This window comes from Tenacibaculum holothuriorum (genome assembly GCF_002120225.1).
Taxonomy (GTDB): domain Bacteria; phylum Bacteroidota; class Bacteroidia; order Flavobacteriales; family Flavobacteriaceae; genus Polaribacter; species Polaribacter holothuriorum.
In genome coordinates, this window is the sequence record NZ_LAPZ01000018.1 from 12,790 (window position 1) to 31,608 (window position 18,819).

At 30.8% G+C, this 18,819-nt stretch carries 18 protein-coding genes and 1 riboswitch; of the genes, 8 read left to right on the plus strand and 10 right to left on the minus strand.

Going from position 1 to position 18,819, the window contains the following annotated elements; all coding sequences use genetic code 11:
• Positions 1-34: 34 nt before the first annotated feature.
• Positions 35-132, minus strand: a riboswitch (TPP riboswitch).
• A 119-nt stretch (positions 133-251) separates the two neighbouring features.
• A complete protein-coding gene (locus tag WH52_RS14350; protein ID WP_086031661.1) occupies positions 252-1,220 on the plus strand; it encodes a PorP/SprF family type IX secretion system membrane protein in 969 nt (322 codons plus the stop codon).
• Here the strand turns inward: WH52_RS14350 and murI are convergent.
• The 8 genes from murI to WH52_RS14390 form a co-directional block, all read right to left on the minus strand.
• Positions 1,217-2,011, minus strand: a complete 795-nt coding sequence (gene murI / locus WH52_RS14355; RefSeq protein ID WP_086031662.1) for a glutamate racemase — start codon at positions 2,009-2,011, stop codon at positions 1,217-1,219. The two genes, WH52_RS14350 and murI, sit on opposite strands and share 4 nt — an antisense overlap.
• Before the next feature lie 66 nt (positions 2,012-2,077).
• Positions 2,078-2,587 (minus strand): OmpH family outer membrane protein, encoded by a 510-nt coding sequence (locus WH52_RS14360; RefSeq protein ID WP_086031663.1) that lies wholly within the window; start codon positions 2,585-2,587, stop codon positions 2,078-2,080.
• Positions 2,588-2,615: 28 nt separating this feature from the next.
• Positions 2,616-3,416: an OmpH family outer membrane protein gene (locus WH52_RS14365; protein ID WP_086031664.1), complete on the minus strand. Its 801-nt coding sequence runs from the start codon at positions 3,414-3,416 to the stop codon at positions 2,616-2,618.
• Positions 3,417-3,478: 62 nt separating this feature from the next.
• A complete protein-coding gene (gene bamA, locus WH52_RS14370; RefSeq protein ID WP_086031665.1) occupies positions 3,479-6,040 on the minus strand; it encodes an outer membrane protein assembly factor BamA in 2,562 nt (853 codons plus the stop codon).
• Positions 6,033-6,785, minus strand: coding sequence for an isoprenyl transferase (locus WH52_RS14375; protein ID WP_086031666.1), 753 nt, complete (start codon positions 6,783-6,785; stop codon positions 6,033-6,035). Before WH52_RS14375 ends, bamA begins: the two co-directional genes overlap by 8 nt.
• A gap of 6 nt (positions 6,786-6,791) precedes the next feature.
• Entirely contained in the window at positions 6,792-7,481 is a 690-nt protein-coding gene (gene porG / locus WH52_RS14380) for a type IX secretion system protein PorG (protein WP_086031667.1), read from the minus strand.
• A gap of 103 nt (positions 7,482-7,584) precedes the next feature.
• Entirely contained in the window at positions 7,585-8,481 is an 897-nt protein-coding gene (locus WH52_RS14385) for an NAD kinase (RefSeq protein WP_086031668.1), read from the minus strand.
• A 29-nt stretch (positions 8,482-8,510) separates the two neighbouring features.
• Entirely contained in the window at positions 8,511-9,170 is a 660-nt protein-coding gene (locus WH52_RS14390; protein WP_086031669.1) for a CBS domain-containing protein, read from the minus strand.
• Between the two features lie 60 nt (positions 9,171-9,230).
• Between WH52_RS14390 and WH52_RS14395 the strand changes: the two genes are divergently transcribed.
• Both WH52_RS14395 and WH52_RS14400 read left to right on the plus strand, forming a co-directional pair.
• Positions 9,231-9,944 carry a pyridoxine 5'-phosphate synthase gene (locus WH52_RS14395; RefSeq protein WP_086031670.1) on the plus strand — a complete coding sequence of 238 codons (714 nt, stop codon included), beginning with the start codon at positions 9,231-9,233 and terminating at the stop codon, positions 9,942-9,944.
• Positions 9,945-9,946: 2 nt separating this feature from the next.
• A complete protein-coding gene (locus WH52_RS14400; protein WP_086031671.1) occupies positions 9,947-10,717 on the plus strand; it encodes an alpha/beta fold hydrolase in 771 nt (256 codons plus the stop codon).
• Here WH52_RS14400 and WH52_RS14405 read toward each other — a convergent pair.
• Complete coding sequence (locus tag WH52_RS14405) at positions 10,706-11,110, minus strand: hypothetical protein (protein ID WP_143592199.1); 405 nt, start codon at positions 11,108-11,110, stop codon at positions 10,706-10,708. The two genes, WH52_RS14400 and WH52_RS14405, sit on opposite strands and share 12 nt — an antisense overlap.
• 113 nt (positions 11,111-11,223) lie before the next feature.
• Between WH52_RS14405 and WH52_RS14410 the strand changes: the two genes are divergently transcribed.
• The 4 genes from WH52_RS14410 (at position 11,224) to clpX (ending at position 15,123) form a co-directional block, all read left to right on the plus strand.
• On the plus strand, positions 11,224-11,574 hold the full coding sequence (locus WH52_RS14410; protein ID WP_086031673.1) for a phage holin family protein: 351 nt from the start codon (positions 11,224-11,226) through the stop codon (positions 11,572-11,574).
• Between the two features lie 113 nt (positions 11,575-11,687).
• Positions 11,688-13,019, plus strand: coding sequence for a trigger factor (tig, locus tag WH52_RS14415; RefSeq protein ID WP_086031674.1), 1,332 nt, complete (start codon positions 11,688-11,690; stop codon positions 13,017-13,019).
• Positions 13,020-13,137: 118 nt separating this feature from the next.
• Entirely contained in the window at positions 13,138-13,797 is a 660-nt protein-coding gene (clpP, locus tag WH52_RS14420) for an ATP-dependent Clp endopeptidase proteolytic subunit ClpP (RefSeq protein ID WP_086031675.1), read from the plus strand.
• 90 nt (positions 13,798-13,887) lie between these two features.
• The gene (gene clpX, locus WH52_RS14425) at positions 13,888-15,123 is read left to right on the plus strand and encodes an ATP-dependent Clp protease ATP-binding subunit ClpX (protein ID WP_086031676.1); all 1,236 of its coding nucleotides are present in this window, start codon (positions 13,888-13,890) and stop codon (positions 15,121-15,123) included.
• 70 nt (positions 15,124-15,193) lie between these two features.
• On the opposite strand, the gene WH52_RS14430 is transcribed toward clpX, so the two are convergent.
• Positions 15,194-16,525: a leucine-rich repeat domain-containing protein gene (locus tag WH52_RS14430; RefSeq protein ID WP_086031677.1), complete on the minus strand. Its 1,332-nt coding sequence runs from the start codon at positions 16,523-16,525 to the stop codon at positions 15,194-15,196.
• 126 nt (positions 16,526-16,651) lie between these two features.
• Here WH52_RS14430 and dnaG point away from each other — a divergent pair, with 126 nt between their 5' ends.
• Positions 16,652-18,640 (plus strand): DNA primase, encoded by a 1,989-nt coding sequence (gene dnaG / locus WH52_RS14435; RefSeq protein ID WP_086031678.1) that lies wholly within the window; start codon positions 16,652-16,654, stop codon positions 18,638-18,640.
• Positions 18,641-18,819: the final 179 nt, after the last annotated feature.

Here is an 18,819-nt window from a genome sequence, read left to right on the forward strand (position 1 = left end):
AAACCTTAAAAAGGTAAGAAATGAAAGTACACAGTAAGTTACTGAAACTTTTCCCTCCGTTGGTGTTAACCAAATCAGGTTCTAAGGATATTTCTCAAACTAATTTATAATTAGCTACTCCTAAAGTTTACGATGCGAATATACAATTTTTATGAGTTAATAGAGTTTTGAAATATTAAGATGTTAATTTTAATATTAATGAGGAATATTCAATACATGTTGTATATCTTTGTGGGTCTATTATAAATTTTATGAAAAATATTGCTAAACTACTTTTTGTGCTTTTTGTTTTTAATAAATCAATAGCACAGGAGACTTTACCGATTTATGCAGATTATTTATCTGATAATGTATATTTATTACATCCAGCTGCTGCTGGTATTGGTGAATGTGGTAAAATAAGATTAACAGCTCGTCAACAATGGTTTGGAGTTAAAGATGCTCCAAGTTTGCAAACAGCAAGTTTTCATGCTAAAGCAGGAGAGTATTCTAATGCAGGTTACGGGGTTGTTTTATATAATGATAAGAATGGTTATCATTCTCAAAAAGGAATTCAAGGTACATATGCTTACCATTTAAATATGGGGAATGAAAATTTATTCAATCAATTATCTTTTGGATTATCAATGTCAGTAGTGCAAAATGAAGTTGATCAAAGAAGATTTGTAAATGACCCAGCTGTATCACAAATTATTCAAAGTAATTTTTATTTTAATGCCGATTTTGGTATGGCTTATCATTATAAAGGTTTTTCGTCATACGCAACTGTTAAGAACTTATTCTTGTCTGCAAAGAATAATTTAGACTCTAATTTTGAATCATTGAACTTACGAAACTATATTATTGGAGCAGGGTACTTCTTTGGAGAAGAAAGAGTATTGCAGTTTGAACCTTCGTTTATGTTTCAGTTTAAAGAACAAACAGGAGAGAAGGTTGCAGATATTAATTTTAAGGTTTATAAGAAGATTAGAAACACTCAGTTTTGGGCGGCATTATCTTACAGAACTAGTTTTGATGGAAGTGTTTTTGGAGAAGCACAATATATAACTCCTATTGTAGGAGTTAACTTCAATAAGTTTATGGTTTCTTATACATATACAAAACAGACAGGTGATATTGTCTTCTCGAATGGAGATTTTCATCAGATATCATTAGGAATGGATATTCTTTGTAGAAAAAGAAGAGCTTCAGCTTGTCCTAATATTAACGGAAGTTTTTAAAAATCCTTTTCAATAATAGTAGCGGAAGGATAATCTGTTAAAAAAGAAGCAAGTATTTGTTTGTTTGTATTAGTATAAAACGAATAAGTACTTGTTTTTTTTACGTCTTTATTTATTGTATTGTTAGTAAGTAAAATGTTTTTTGTTTGTCTAGCAACAGCTTCTCCAGAATCAATAATAGTTATTTTATTGTCTGTAATTTTCTTTATTGAATTAGCTAAATAAGGATAATGTGTACAGCCTAAAACAATACAGTCTACATTAGCTTGCAGCATAGGGTTAATATACTTTTTTAGAAGCTGATTCATTTCGGTTGAATCTATTTTTCCTTGTTCAATTAGTTCAACCAGCCCTTCACCAACTTGTTCTAGAATTGTAATTTTATTATCTAAAGTTGAAGATGTTTTTTCAAATAATTCACTGTTAAGAGTTCCTTTGGTAGCAAGAATGCCGATAGTATTTGTTTGGGTTTTTAAAGCGGCAGGTTTTATTGCAGGCTCTATACCAATAAAAGGTATATTGTAATTTTCTCTTAAATATTTAATAGCGTTTGTAGTTGCGGTGTTACAAGCTACCACAATAATTTTACAACCTTTTTCTATAAGAAACTCTGTATTTTTTATTGACAAGTTGATTATGTCTTGTTTACTTTTTTGGCCATAAGGAGCATTCTTACTATCAGCTAGATAAATAGTGTCTTCATTTGGAAGTAATGAAACTATTTCTTTCCAAATAGATGTTCCGCCGATACCAGAATCAAAAATACCTATGGGTTGTTGTATGTGTAGCATGTAAGGCAAAAATAAAAAGTCCTGCTGATATCAGCAGGACTTTTTATAAATTTTATATTTCTAAGATTAGAATCCTAATTTAGCTTTTACAGCATTAAAGATATCTTCTCCTTTATCGTAAACGATTAAACCTTTTCCTGGAGATGCATCTAATACGTAGATAAATCCTTTTTCAGCAGCTACAGCCTTAATAGCATCTTCAGCTTTCTTTAAGATTGGTAACGTTTTTTCTTGATACTTCTTTTGCATGTCTTGTGCAGCAGTTTGTCTCGCTTGCTCTATTCTTTGTCTATCTTGTTGTACTTCGATAGCTCTCTTTTGATTAACTTCTTGAGTTTGAGTTTTTCCTTCTGCTTCGTATTTTTTTACTTTAGCTTCAAACTTTTTAAACATAGCTTCAATTTCATCTTGATATGTTTTGTTTAGCTTTTCTAAGTCTGTTTTCATAGCTTTAGTTGCAGGCATAGCAGCTAATAATTTATCAGTATTAATATGTGCTATTTTTTGTGCATTGGCAACACCACCTAATCCTATCGTAAAAATTGCAACTAATAATAACGTTTTAAACTGTTTCATCTTTGTTGTTTTAATTTTAATTTATTTTTTATTCTTGATTTTTCTGTTCTTGTTCTTTCTTTTTTTCTTCTTCTTTAGCTTTTTTTAAAGCTTCTTTTTTCTCTTTTAAAAGTCTTCTTTTTTCAGCAATAGCTTTAGCTTTAGCTTGTCTTTTTTCTTCGATAGCTTTAATTTTTGCAGCTCTATCATCAGCTTTTTTCTTCTTTAAAGCTTCTCTTTTAGCAATTCTTTCTTTCTCTTTGTTACTTAAACCACTGTTTTTTAGTAATTCTTTCTTAGCAGCAATTTTATCCTTTTTTGCTTGTCTTTTTTGATCGATATTAATCATTTTGACAATAAGGTCGCTAATATCGTGTTTTTTATTTGAATATAGCATAACTAATTCGCTTGATTTGTCGAAAACGAAATCATACTTTTTTCGAGATGCTATAGATTGTACAGCACTATATACTTGGTCTTGTACGGGCTTAATTAATTGCTTTCTTAATTGGTACATGTCTCCGTTTGGACCAAAGTATAAAGATTCTAATCTGCGTAAAGATTCTTGTTTAATTTGAATGTCTTCTTCACGTTCGTCGATTAAATCTTTAGTAAGAATAGCTTTTTCATTAGCTAAATCGGTTTTTAAAACTTCAATTTTACGAGCCTCAGTATCGAGATTTTTTTTCCATTTTTGAACCTTAGCGTCTAAAGCATTTTGAGCTTGAATATATTCTGGAATGTTTTGTAGAATATATTCCATATCAATGTATGCAATACGTTGGCTTTTTTGAGCCTTACTAATAGTAACAGTAAGTAAAAGAACGACTAGTAAAATGTTTTTTTTCATCTTGTATAATGTGTTTAGAAAAAACCGTGCCAAAAAACCAGACACATTACAAATGTATGGTTTTAAAACTGTCTTCCAATTATAAAATGTGTTTGCCAACCAGATTTTGTTGGGTTAAGAGATTGATCTCCTGGTAATGGGTCAAACCCATGAGCAAAATCAATACCTAATAAACCAAATGCAGGCATAAATATACGAATACCTAATCCAGCTGAACGCTTTAAGTTAAACGGGTTATATTCACTAAAATTGTCATAAGAATTACCTGCTTCTAAAAATCCTAAAGTATAAATAGATGCTGAAGGCTTATCAGTAATAGAATAACGTAATTCTAATTGGAATTTGTTGTAAATAGATCCACCATCAATAGATGATAAACGGTTGTTTTCATACCCTCTTAAACCTATTACTTCACGACCGTCTAACTGTCCTTGAGCAATTCCATCACCACCAACGAAGAATCTTTCTACAGGGGTTAATCCTAATTCGTTATTATATGATCCTAAATATCCAACTTCAAAATTAGACATTAAGACAAGTTTATTTGCCAATTGAGTATACCATTTACCTTTAGCCGATAGTTTATAGTATTCTAACCATTTATATTTATCTGCTAAATAATCATTTCTTTGCTCATTTGTAGGATTATCTGGTTCGTCAAAACTTTTACCGTTTAATAAAGAATATGGTAAGGTAGCTTTAGCTCTAATAGTAAACTCTGAACCATAAGTTGGGAATATTAAACTAGGTCCTGCTGAGTTTCTACTCAAAGCAACTGTATAAGCTAGATTATTTAGATTTCCTTTACTTAATATGTCGTTAGAAGATCCAACTCTATATTGGTAATCTTGTAATTCGATTCTTTGATAACTAATGTTTTGGGATAACGTGAAATAATCATCAGGCCATTTTAAACGCTTTCCTAAACCTATAGATGCTCCAATAATACTTAAGCTTTGATCTCTATCTACAGTATTTGTCTGGAAGTTAAAACGATATTGATTTGAAAAATATAGTGAAGCCGATAAAGATTGTGGAGTTTTACCACCTAACCATGGTTCTGTAAACGAAAAACTATAGGTGCTATAAGTTCTTGCAGATTGTAAACGTAAAGATAGTTTTTGACCATCTCCCATTGGTAAAGGCTTGTAAGCTTCTTTGTTAAAAATGTTTCTAATAGAGAAGTTGTTAAAAGAAAGTCCTAATGTACCAATGAATGATCCACCACCGTAACCACCTTGTAATTCTATTTGACTACCTCCTTTTTCTACAACAGAAAAATCAATATCAGCTGTTTTGTCTTGGTAGTTTGGTTTTACATCTGGAGTTACATTAGCATCAAAAAAACCTAATTGACCAATTTCACGAATAGAACGAATAATGTTTTGACGACTAAATAAATCTCCTGGTTTTACACGTAATTCTCTATATATTACATGATCGTTTGTTTTGTCATTACCAGTTACAGTAACTTTTTTAATAGTAGCTGGTTCGTCTTCTCTAATTCTAATTTCAACAGTAATAGAGTCGTTTTTAACTCTAGTTTCTACTGCATTAATTTGAGAAAATAAATAGCCATTATTGTGGTATAAAGTCTGAATATCTTGAGAAGTTGGTGTTCCATCTCCAGAAACACGTTCTTTTAAAACTTTGCCATTGTATATATCCCCTTTATCTATTTTTAAAAAACTGTGTAGAAATTCATCAGTATATTTTTTATTTCCAACAAATTTTATTTCTGCAAAACGATACTGATTACCTTCTTCTAATTCGATTTCAAGATTAATTGTATTGTCATCATTCCAAGTTAATTTATCTGAAATTATTCGAGCATCTCTATACCCTAATTCGCTATATCTCTCTAAAATACTTTCTAAATCTTCTTTATAATCGTCTTGAATATATTTAGATGATTTCCAAAAACGACCAAAGAACTTTCTTTTAGTATTAGACATTAATCCTCTTAACTTTCCGTTAGATAAGGCTTTGTTTCCTTTGAAGTTGATGTTTTTAATTTTAATACGCTTACCTTTATCAATAAAGATATTCATATTAACGGTATTAATATCTGAAGTGTCTTTTTGAGTATTTAAAGTAACTTTAGCTTTTAAGAAACCTTTGTCAGTATATTTTTTCTTAATAAAGTTACGAGTGGTAACAATTAAATTGTCTGTTACCATTTTACCTTTCTTAAGTTCAGTTTCTTTCTTTAAGTCTTTAGCTTTAGATTTACTAACACCTTTTATAGTTACATCGGTAAGTTGTGGTAATTCTATAACATCAAACAATAGGTAAACAGTGTTGCCGTCTATTTTAGATAAATAAACATCTACTTGACTAAATTGTTTGCTTTCGTATAGTTTCTTTATTGCACTAGTCAGTTTGTCTCCAGGTAATTTAATTAATTGCCCGTTGACCAAACCCGTATAAACTCTTACAGTTTGTTCGCTAAACTTACGTAAACCAGTTACAGTAATTCCTCCTAAAATGTATTCTTTCCCCTTTTCGTACGAAATTTTACCATTAACTGCCGTACTATCTTTTGGAGTTGTGCTTTGTGCTTGTGTATTAATTGCGAATATAAATGCAGTAATTAATACGATTAAATATGAAAACTTATTCATTTTCTGTAACCTGTTCACTTGTTTTTCCAAATCTTCTTTCCCTATTTTGGTAATTAATAATTGCTTCAAAAAGATGTTCTCTTCTAAAGTCTGGCCATAATACTTCTGTAAAGTATAATTCGGCATATGCCATTTGCCAAAGCAAGAAATTACTAATTCTTTGTTCGCCGCTTGTACGTATCATTAAATCAACGTCGGGCAAATTAAACGTATATAAATGATTATTTATAATTTTCTCGTTAATTTTTTCAATATCTAATTCATTATTAACAACTTTTTTAGATATGTTTTTAATAGCATTAACAATTTCTTCACGTGCTCCATAGCTTAAAGCAAAGGTTAATGTTATTGTTGTGTTGTCTTTAGTAGCATCGATTACTTCAGCTAAAACTTTTTGTGCTTTTTTTGGAAGCTGTTCAGTATTACCAATGCTGTTGATTTTGATTCCGTTTTCTTGAAACCCAGGAAGTTCTTTTTTTAAAGAAGATACTAAAAGACTCATTAAAGCATCTACTTCTAACTTTGGACGATTCCAATTTTCAGTAGAAAAAGCATAAAGTGTTATGAATTTTGCTCCTATATCAGACGCTCCTGCAACTGCTTCTCTTACTGCGGTTAATGCGTTTTTATGACCAAATACACGCTGCATTCCTTTACCTTTTGCCCAACGACCATTACCATCCATAATAATAGCTATGTGGTTAGGTACGTTTTGTAAATTAATGCCTTGTAATAATTCTCCCATTTATTTTTAATCTGTTAATCCATTATAACATGGCGGTCTTCCAAAGGTATAAACAATTGATAAACCTGTGAAAAAATACCAGTCATTTCCATTTCCTACATTATTTATAATAGGGATTTTTGTAGTTGTATAATCTAAATCGTCTACAAAAGTAATTCGAGCAGATGATTCTAAAGCAAAAGCTAAATTATCATCTAAACGCCCCTTAATACCGATTCCTAAAGGAATAGCAAACGAAAACCTATTTGCTAGCTCTATAGAATTAGGCGATATGAAACGAACAGGACTTTTGTAATTTATAGCAGCAAATTGCGCTAGTATATATGGTGTAAAAGTCGTCCTGTAATCACTTATATTATATTCGTAAAAATTGAATTCTACTCCAGCAGCAAATTCATGAATTGTATTAGTAAAACGTCTAACTATATTGTTAGGAGTTTGTCTAAAAGGATTTTCTGCATTTCTATTGTCACCTGAAATAGGTAGGTAATTATAATTTCCTCTAAGAGCAATTCTTGGATTTAGGTTGTATTTATAAACAATTCCTCCAGCAAATTTGTTAGGGTATATGTAATTGGTTCGACCAATGTCACCGACATAATTAGAGCCGCCTAAAAAAACTCCAATCTCGTGAGATTGAGCCTTAGCTAGCGTTAAACTACCAATTAGTGATATGAATACAAAAAATGCTCTCATTGTTAAAATAGCGTGCAAATATAGGGATTTGAATTTGCTTTAAAAAGTTAATAATCTGTCTTTTTGATTAACTGATTTTTTAAAGAAATATTGTAGTGTTATGCTACATAGATTCATTCCTAGTATCTTCTCCCCATAATAGTTTTCCGCGTAGTGTTTTTAGGTAAGATTGATTTTTTAATAAAACACTTTTAATGGTAAATGACGCTTTTTCTATTTTAATTTTAGTCTTTTGAGTAGCTGTAGTAATTCTTGAATCTAACGAAATTAAATAATCTTTTTCTCTTGCACTTACTTCAAGTTCTATGGTAGTTTCGTCAGGAATAACCATAGGTCTTGCATTTAAATTGTGAGGAGCTATCGGAGTAATTACAAAACTTTTTGAATTTGGTAAAACTACAGGTCCTTCACAACTTAAAGAATATCCTGTAGATCCTGTTGGAGTTGCAATAATTAATCCGTCTGCCCAGTAATTGGTAAGGTATTCACCATTTAAATACGTTTTAACACCAATCATAGAAGTAGTGTTTCTTCTAGCAATGGTAATTTCATTTAAAGCAAAATTGAGTTCAGAAAATTCTTCGGTAGAAGGAGTTGTTGTAATTTGTAGTAAAGATCGTTCTTGAATTGTATATTCTTTATTTAAAACAGCGTTTACAGCTTCTTTAATTTGATCTTTTTGTACAGTAGCTAAAAAACCTAAACGTCCAGTGTTAATTCCTATTACAGGAATGTCTAAATTTCTAATAAAAGTAACAGCACGTAAAATAGTACCATCTCCACCTATAGTAAACATTACATCAATTTCAGAAGAAAGATCGTTAAAATGAGAAAATGTATCATAAGTCTTAGAAAGCGAATTGTTTTCAAGTAAAAGGTTGTAAAATTCCTTTTCAAATAAAACTTCAATAGTGTTTTCTTCTAAAATTTCGAGTAAGATATTTATTTCTTTCTCAGCGGTAATTGTATAGGATTGACCGTAAATGGCTACTTTTTTCACGTTTAATTGTTTTTGTTGGTAAAGGTAGGTTACATGTCTAAATACTTACGTAAGTATTCGGCTCTTTCTTTTAACTCTTCTAAATAAGAATCGTCTTCGTGTTGTGTAATTACATTGTAGTTGTACCTTCTAAAAGTTTGGATAATCTCGTTGGCTTCTTCAGTAGTAACTTTTAATGTAAGTTGAACAGTATCCATACTTTCAGAAGAAATGTAAGCACCTAATAAACGAGCGTTGTTAGCTTCTACAATTTGAGAAACTTCACTCATAGAATATTCTGTTTTATTCTTTTCAACGATAAACGTTTCACTTTCGTTATGTAAAAAAGGACTATCGGCAAAAGCATCTAAAATATCTCCCAATTCATAATAACCAATATAATTCATCTCTTTGTTTAAAACAGGAATTAGGTTACAGTCATTATCAGCAAATAAGGTGATTAAATCTAGTAATGTGGCTTTTTCGTTGGTGTAAAAATGATCTAGTAAATAAGAATATTCTCTAAGTTCTCTATTTTTATTTTCAATAGTTTGAATATCACTTTCTGGTAAACATCCAATTAGTTTTCCGTTTTCAACAACAGGAATGTGTGTAATTGGTAAATCTTTACATACTTTTTGAGCACACTTTACAGTGTGGTCTAAAGTAAGTTCTTTAATTTCATTAAGTATATAATCGTTGATATTCATTACTACGAATATAGTTTAAAATGTTGGAATGCGTTACCTTTGCAGTCTAATTTTACATAGATGACAAAATTAAGTGTAAATATTAATAAAATAGCCACATTACGAAATTCAAGAGGAGGTAATGTGCCAAATTTATTGCAAGTAGCGCAAGATATACAGGAGTTTGGAGCTGAAGGAATAACGATTCATCCAAGACCCGATGAGCGTCATATTCGTTACCAAGATGCATATGATTTAAAACCAATTGTTACTACGGAATATAATATTGAAGGAAACCCGATTGATAAATTTATGCAATTGGTGTTAGATGTAAAACCAACTCAGGTAACCTTGGTTCCAGATAGTGTAGATCAGTTAACGTCTAATGCAGGTTGGGATACTATTAAACACCAATCGTATTTACAAGAAGTAATTGCTGAGTTTAAAAATGCAGGAATTAGAACGTCAATTTTTATTGATACCGATTTAAAGTTGATTGAAGCTGCTGCAAAAACAGGAGCAGATAGAATTGAATTATATACTGAAGAATTTGCTACACAATTTGAAAAAGGAAATAAAGAAGCTGTAAAAGTGTATGCAGATGCTGCGGTATTGGCACATGAATTAGGGTTAGGAATTAATGCTGGACATGATTTAAGTTTAGATAATATCAAGTTTTTTAAGCAAAGCATTCCGAATTTAGCAGAGGTGTCTATTGGGCATGCATTAATTTCTGAAAGTATTTATCTAGGACTTCAGAATGTTGTAAATATGTATTTAGATAGATTGAAATAATCATGCAAATTTTACATTCAAGAATTATAGGAGAAGGGCAGCCTTTGTTAATCCTTCACGGATATTTTGGTATGGGAGATAATTGGAAAACTCATGCTAATAAATTTGCTGAAGACGGGTTTGAAGTACATTTAATAGATCAACGAAACCATGGTCGTAGTTTTCATTCCGATGAGTTTGATTATGAGTTAATGGTTGAAGATTTGCATAATTATATAGAGCATCATAATCTTGAAAAAGTAATTCTTCTAGGACATTCTATGGGTGGTAAAACCGTAATGCTTTTTGCTACAGAGTATGAAGATTTAGTAGAAAAGTTAATAGTTGCCGATATTTCTCCGAGAATGTATCCGCCACATCATAACGAAATTTTAGCAGCGTTAAATTCTGTAGATTTTTCAGTGCAAAACTCAAGAAAGTTAGTTGATGAAAAATTAGCTGAATTAATTCCAGAAATAGGAGTGAGAGGTTTCTTGACTAAAAGTTTATACTGGAAAGAAAAAGGAATGTTAGCCTATCGATTTAACTTAAAATCATTAACTGAAAATAATAACGAAGTAGGTGTAGCATTGCCATCATTTACAATTTACGAAGGAGAGACGTTGTTTTTAAGAGGAGCAAATTCTGGATATATAACTAAAGAAGATGACTCGTTAATTTTAGCGCATTTTCCAAAAGCAGAAATAAAAACAATAACCAACGCAGGGCATTGGCTACATGCAGAAAATCCTAAAGATTTTTATAGAGAAGTTGTTGAGTTTTTAAAGAGATAGTTGTTTTTTAATCTCATTAAAAAGCCTTTTAGTTTCTTTTGCATTTTCTAGATTTAATATAACCTTTTTTGCATTTTTTGCAGAGATTATTAAGTAAGGAGGGTTTCCTGAATTGATTAAAAGATGAGATTCTCCAAAGTACTTAAGGTCAAAATATCCTTTTTTAACATTTCCAGAATTGAATCCGTTGGTTTTTGTTATGATTTCTGGAATTGTATCTGATAGTTGAATGTTTTCAATGTTAGAAATAGGTAACTCTAAACCATACATTCCAAAGATTATCACTTTGTTATCAGAAATTTTTACTTTCGATTGAGAGTTTCCATACATAAGTATACCAGCAACCAGAAGCATAACTATTATAAAAATAATAAATCTTAATCTTTTATTCATTTTTTTGCTTAAATTACTGTTTTTATCTTGTAAGATAAGAATAAAATCTGCCAAAATTTCCTGTTTTTCAATTTGGTATGGTTATCGCTCTTTCAAAATAAAATTATTTCAAAATGAAAATATTCTTAAAACTCTTATTAACGGCAGTTGCAGTAGTTATTTTGGCAAACATTTTACCAGGTATTGTAGTTAATAATTATGTAACAGCAGTAATAGTTGCAGTTGTAATCTCGTTACTAAATATGTTTGTTCGTCCGTTGTTGGTGTTTTTTACACTACCAGCAACTATAGTAACTCTAGGGTTGTTTCTATTTGTAATAAATGCGATTATAATTTTATTGGCTGGTAAACTGGTTGCAGGTTTTGTAGTTAGCGGATTTTTCTCAGCACTACTTTTCAGTGTGTTACTGTCAATATTTAGATCGTTATTATTCAGTTTGTTAAAAGAAGAAAAGTCAAAATAATTTATTACGGTGTTAAAAAAAGCTCAATATCTGAAAACGAATTAGTTAAACCTTTTGTCGGATAAATAAAAAATAGTAATTTTGCACCCGATTTTTTAAGCATATAATTAAAGATGAATATTACTAAAGAAAGTATAGATGCATTAAATGCAGTTGTAAAAGTTGATATAGTTGCAGACGATTATAAAGACAAAGTAACTAAAGTATTAAACGACTACCGTAAAACAGCTAACATTCCTGGTTTTAGAAAAGGTAATGTACCGATGGGAATGGTAAAAAAGCAATACGGTAAAGCAGTAATGATTGATGAAGTTAATAAACTTTTACAAGAATCATTAAACAAGTTTTTAGTAGAAGAAAAGTTAGATATCTTAGGAAATCCATTACCTAAAGCGCAAGACGATTTTAATTGGGATGCTGAAACTTTTTCTTTTGAATTCGAATTAGGATTAGCTCCTGAGTTCGACGTAAACTTAAAATCTAAGAAAAAAGTAAAGCAATACAACATCGTTGCTACAGATGAATTGATCGAAAAAGAAGTAGAAAACATTCAAACTCGTTACGGTAAAATGAGTTCTTTAGAAGAAGCTACAGAGCATTCTAATGTAACTGGTACTTTCGTAAACGAAGAAAAGGGAATTAATAAAAAATCTACTTTCTTAGTAAACGATTTAAAAGGAAAGAAAAACGAAAAGAAAGTAATCGGAGCTAAAGCTGGAGATGTTATCGAATTAGATACTAAAAAATTATTCGAAGACGATCATAAATTACAAACTGTTTTAGGTGTTTCTCACGATGAGGCACACGATTTAGATGTTAAAGTAACTTTAACTGTAGAGGAAATTACTAAAACAGAACCAGCAGAATTAGATCAAGAATTATTCGATAAGTTATTTGCTGATGGAAGTGTAAAAACTGTTACTGATTTAAAAGGAAAAATTAAAGAAGACGCAGAAAAGCAATTCCAACAACAAGCAGATCAACAATTATTAAACGCTGTAACTGAGCATTTAGTTGAAGAAACTAAATTTGACTTACCAAAAGAGTTTTTACAAAAGTGGTTACAAACTGCAGGAGAAAAACAATTAACAGAAGAAGAAGCAGTTGCTGAGTACGAAAAGTCTGAAAAAGGATTACGTTATCAATTAATCGAAGGAAAGATTATGAAAGATAACGATATCAAAATCGATTATGCTGAGTTAGTAGACTATGCAAAAGGATTTATCCGTTCGCAAATGGCTCAATTTGGTAATATGAATCCAGAAGAAAAAGAATTAGAAGATATCGCTGGTAGAGTATTATCTAATCAAGACGAAGCACGTCGTTTACAAGAACAATTAGTAGCTCAAAAATTATTAGCTTTCTATAAAGAAAACTTAAAGTTTGATGCTAAAGAAGTTTCTTACGAAGACTTTATCAAAGAAGTTTACAACGTAGAAAAATAATCGTTTACGATTTAACAAATATTTAAAACCTGAGTGTAAAGCTCAGGTTTTTTTAGCCCTTTACATCAACAAAATAGTTCTTATATTTACATCTTTATAAACTTAAAACATTTTTTAAATGGATTACGGGAAAGAATTTGAAAAGTACGCTACTAAACATCACGGAATTAGCAGTACTTACTATAATAAAATCACAAGTAGTTTAACACCATATATCATGGAAGAGCGTCAGTTAAACATCACGCAAATGGATGTTTTCTCACGTTTAATGATGGATCGTATTATTTTCTTAGGAACAGGAATTAACGATCAGGTAGCAAATGTAATTCAAGCGCAATTATTGTTCTTAGAAAGTGTAGATGCTACAAAAGATATTTCAATCTACATCAATTCTCCAGGTGGTGGCGTATATGCAGGTTTAGGTATTTATGATACTATGCAGTTTATTAAACCAGATGTAGCAACAATTTGTACAGGTATGGCGGCTTCTATGGGAGCAGTATTAATGTGTGCTGGTGAAAAAGGAAAGCGTTCTGCATTGCCTCACTCACGTATTATGATTCACCAACCATTAGGTGGAGCTCAAGGACAAGCATCAGATATGGAAATTACTGTTAAAGAAATAGGAAAGTTAAAGAAAGAACTTTACAATATTATTTCTCATCATTCTGGGCAACCATTCGATAAAGTTCACAATGATTCAGACCGTGATTATTGGATGAAAGCTGAAGAAGCTAAAGAATACGGAATGATTGATGAAATTTTAACTAGAAAATAAAAACACTTGTCATTGCGAGCATAGCGAAGCAATCTCTTGATAAAAAATCGCTCCTCTTTTAAGCAATGACTTTAGCAAAAAGCAAACATAATGTCGAAAGAAGAAAACTTACAGTGTTCGTTTTGTGGGCGTAAAAAACCTGAGACTGATTTATTAATCGCTGGTTTAGATGCACATATTTGCGATAAATGTATCGAACAAGCTCACGGAATTGTAGAAGAAGAAATAGCTGAAGCTAAAACAAGTAGTTTGTCTAACGACTTAACATTAAAAAAGCCAACAGAAATCAAAGCTTTTTTAGATGAATACATTATTGGGCAAAATCAAACCAAAAAAGCAATGTCTGTTGCGGTATACAATCACTATAAAAGATTGTTGCAAACTACAAATGATGATGAAGTAGAGATTGAAAAATCGAACATTGTATTGGTAGGAGAAACAGGTACAGGTAAAACATTAGTGGCTCGTACCATTGCTAAAATGTTAAATGTACCATTCTCTATTGTAGATGCTACTGTATTAACACAAGCAGGGTACGTTGGTGAAGATGTAGAAAGCATCTTAAGTAGATTATTACAAGCTGCTGATTACGATGTAGAGAAAGCAGAAAGAGGTATAGTTTTTATTGATGAAATAGATAAAATTGCTCGTAAAGGAGATAATCCTTCTATTACAAGGGATGTTTCTGGGGAAGGAGTTCAACAAGCTTTATTAAAATTATTAGAAGGAGCTGTAGTAAATGTAGCGCCTAAAGGAGGAAGAAAACACCCTGAGCAAAAGTTTATCGAAGTAAATACAAAAGATATTTTATTCATTGCCGGAGGAGCTTTTTCTGGAATTGATAGAATTATTAGTAAGCGTTTAAACATGCAAGCAGTAGGGTATAGTGCATCGATAGATGAAGATAAGATTGATGAAGATAACTTGCTACAGTATATTATTCCATCTGATTTAAAATCGTTTGGATTAATTCCTGAAATTATTGGTCGTTTACCAGTGTTGAGTTATATGAATCCGTTAGATGCTAAAACATTAAGAGCTATTTTAACTGAGCCTAAAAACTCAATCATTAAACAATATACAAAGTTGTTTGGAATGGACGGAGTTGAGTTTACAATGACTGAAGAAGCTTTAGAGTATGTTGTAGACAAAGCAGTAGAGTATAAGTTAGGTGCTCGTGGATTACGTTCGTTATGTGAAGCAATTTTAACAGATGCAATGTTTGAGTTGCCAAGTTCTGATGTAAAAGAGTTTGTAGTAACAAAAGAATATGCAGAAGCTAAACTTACCAAAACAGCGTTAAACAAGTTAAAAGCTGCATCTTAAGTAAGGATTAATAGATAATAAAAAAGCTCAACTGAATAAGTTGAGCTTTTTTATTTGAAAAAGAAACCTCTTATAAAAGAGATTTAACTTTACTGTTTTTACGAATCCAATCGCTAAGTTGCGTAGATGTAATATTATATTTTTTCTGTAGTTGCGTTTTTATATCGCTTAAATGGTTTGCGTTTAAAACTAAATTCTCATATTCTTTAACTACAGATTGCTTAAACTTATCATAATAACTAGCAGCGTCTTCACTAGTTTGTGTCCTAGCTTTAAGGGTAGGAGTTCCTAGTTCAGAAATCCATTGTGTAAACTCGGTAGGTTTAATATTGTATTTTTTTATAATCTCTTGCTTTTTACTTTGCAGATAAGCTGAATTTAATACTGCTTTTTCATATTCGTCGACAGCTAATTTTTTAAACTTATTATAAAAAATAACTGAGTTTTTCTGAGGTGACCCGAAATTATTCGAAGTATTGCTAGCTCTTTTAAAGCTTGCGTATTTGTTAATCCACTCATTTAAGTCATTCGGATTCAACTTGTATTTTTGTTGAATAATATCTTTCTTGTTTTTTAAATGATTTGGAGCTAACACTAATTTATCATACTCGTTTGCTACCGAAAGTTGAAACTTTTCAAAATAGTTAGAAGTAGATTCTTGAGGCTGTGTATTGTTTACCACCGAAGTAGTCGTTGTAGGTTGAGGTGTGTTCTTAACTACTGTAGTAGTTATAGTTTTTGTTTCCTCAACAACAGGTACTAAATTTTCATTATCAGTATATACCGTAGCAGCATCTTTATACCAAGCATCTTTATTTTTAGTGTAAGATTGCGGGTTTACAATAATTTTAGCTAAACGATTACCACTTGCATCTAAATTTTCAAGAACAGAACATCCTTTAAGATTTAATGAAGTAAGTTGATTGTTGTTACAATACAAATCTCTTAAAGCAGTTTTTTCTCCTAATTTTAAGGAAGTTAGTTTGTTGTAATCGCAATTTAAAGCTCTTAAATCGGGGCTGTTACTAACATCAATACTTTCTAGTTTATTGTCGCTACAGTTTAAAAAAGTAAGTTTAAAACTACGAGAAAGATTCATCTTACTAATCTCATTACCACTACAATCTAATCTTGTTAGGTTAGGAAAGTATTCAATACCCGATAAATCTTTAATTTTTGAATGTACGTTAGGTAATTTTTTGTTAGTTAATGGTTCACTAATATTAAGGTTTACAACATATTCTGCATCTGTTACCAAAATATTTCCATTCAATCCATTAGTGTCTATTTTTAAATCGATAAGAGCTTCTTCAAGCCCAATATCTGGAATTCTAATTGTACCTTGTGCATAAGAATTTAAACTCAAACCAACAGCAATTCCAAAATATATAAGTGTTCTCATTTATAAGGGATAATTTGTGTCAAATTTATATATTTATATCTTCTTATCAAATTATTTAAAATAAGGACGTCAAATAACTAAAATTATACGCTTAATAGTATATTTGCGCCCAATTTTTTACCATAAATGATTACACAACAAACCATAGATAAAGTTTTTGAAACCGCTAGAGTAGAGGAGGTAATTGGTGAGTTTGTTCAGTTAAAAAAAGCAGGAAGTAATTTTAAAGGATTAAGTCCGTTTGTAGATGAAAAATCACCTTCATTTATGGTATCTCCTGTAAAACAAATTTGGAAAGATTTTAGTACAGGAAAAGGAGGGAATGCTATTTCATTTTTAATGGAACATGAGCATTATTCATATCCAGAAGCAATTCGTTGGTTGGCAAAAAAATACAATATTGAAATAGAGGAAACTAAACAGACTGACGAACAAAAAAAGCAAATGAATGAAAGAGAAAGTATGTTTTTGGTGTCTAAGTTTGCCAAAGAATATTTTCACGATGTTTTATTAAATACACAGCAAGGTAGAGCTATTGGGTTGTCATATTTTAAAGAAAGAGGTTTTCGGGAAGATATTATTGAAAAGTTCGATTTAGGATATTGTAAAGATGAATGGGATAATTTTACCAAGGCTGCTTTGGCTAAAGGGTACGACTTAAAATACTTAAAATCTACAGGATTAACAATTGTAAAAGAAGGAGGGGCTACAGTAAAAAAGTTCGATCGTTTTAAAGGTAGAGTAATGTTTCCAATCCATTCTATGTCGGGTAGAATCTTAGGGTTTGGAGGACGAATTTTAACCAACGATAAAAAAGCTGCAAAATATTTAAACTCACCTGAAAGTGATATCTATCACAAAAGTAAAATCTTATATGGTTTATATCAAGCTAAAAAGGAAATAGCAAAACAAGATAATTGTTATTTGGTAGAAGGATATACAGACGTTATTTCGTTTCATCAATCTGGAATTGAAAATGTTGTAGCCTCATCAGGTACAGCCTTAACGCCAGATCAAATTCGTTTGGTAAACCGTTTAACAAAAAATATAACTGTACTTTTTGATGGAGATGCAGCTGGTGTAAGAGCTTCTCTTAGAGGTATTGATTTAATTCTTGAGCAAGGAATGAATGTAAAGGTGGTAGCTTTCCCAGAAGGTGAAGACCCTGATAGTTTTGCAAAAGCACATTCAACTGCCGAATTAAAGGAATACTTGTCTGAAAAGTCTCAAGACTTTATAGAGTTTAAGGTGTCGCTATTAATGCAAGAAGCGAGCAATGATCCTGTAAAAAAAGCAGGGTTAATTCGTGATATTGTTACTAGTATTTCTAAAATTCCAGATGGCATTCAACGAGAAGTTTATGTACAAGAGTGTGCAAGAATTATGGATATTTCTGAGCAAGTTCTTTTTAGTGAATTGGCTCAGTTATTAAGTAAAAGTGCTAGAAATACTTCGATAAGTACTCGCAAATCTTCAGAAGTAAAAGAGCAGCAAGATCAAAGAGGAATGGCGTTGATTAAAAATGAACGTCAAACTACTCCAAAAATTGATACATTATTTATTCTAGAAAAAGAGATAATTAGAATTCTATTGCTCTATGGAAACAAAGAGATTGATTTTGTAGATTGGATTGAAGTTGAAGATGAAAAAGGTAGACCAAAGTTAGAAAAAGAAGAATACACGAGCTTGATAGCCAATGAAATGTATTTGAATCTTCAAGAAGATGAAATTGAGTTTACCAATGAAGTTTTTAAGAAAATTTATTTTCAATTAATTCATCAGTTAAATCAATTAGAAAAAATTTCAATAGATCAATTAATTAATAATACCGATCCAGAAATTTCAAGTATGGTAACTACCATTTTAATGGACGAAGAGAAATATACGTTAAGTGATTGGGGACGTAAAGAGGTTACAGTTACAGAGACCGTTAAGATTTTACCTAAGTTAGTTACCGATGCAATTTTAAACCTACGTAGAGTTTTAATTGAGCTAAAAATTAAAGGGATTTTAGAAGGGATTAAAACCGAAAATGTAGTTCCAGATTTAGAGGAAATAAACAACTACACAGCGCTTAAAAAACGCATTTTTGAAAAACTAAATAGAGTCGTTTAATGTTAGGAAATGGTAAATTTTACCATATTTTAAGATATAATTAAGATTTTTTTGTAAATTCGGTATCGAAAAGAACAAAGAAATAAATAATAAAATGGCTAAATTACTCAACATATTAGAGTTGGTAAAACTATTGATTCTACTACCATTTCAAATATCTAATGGACAAAAAAAACGCG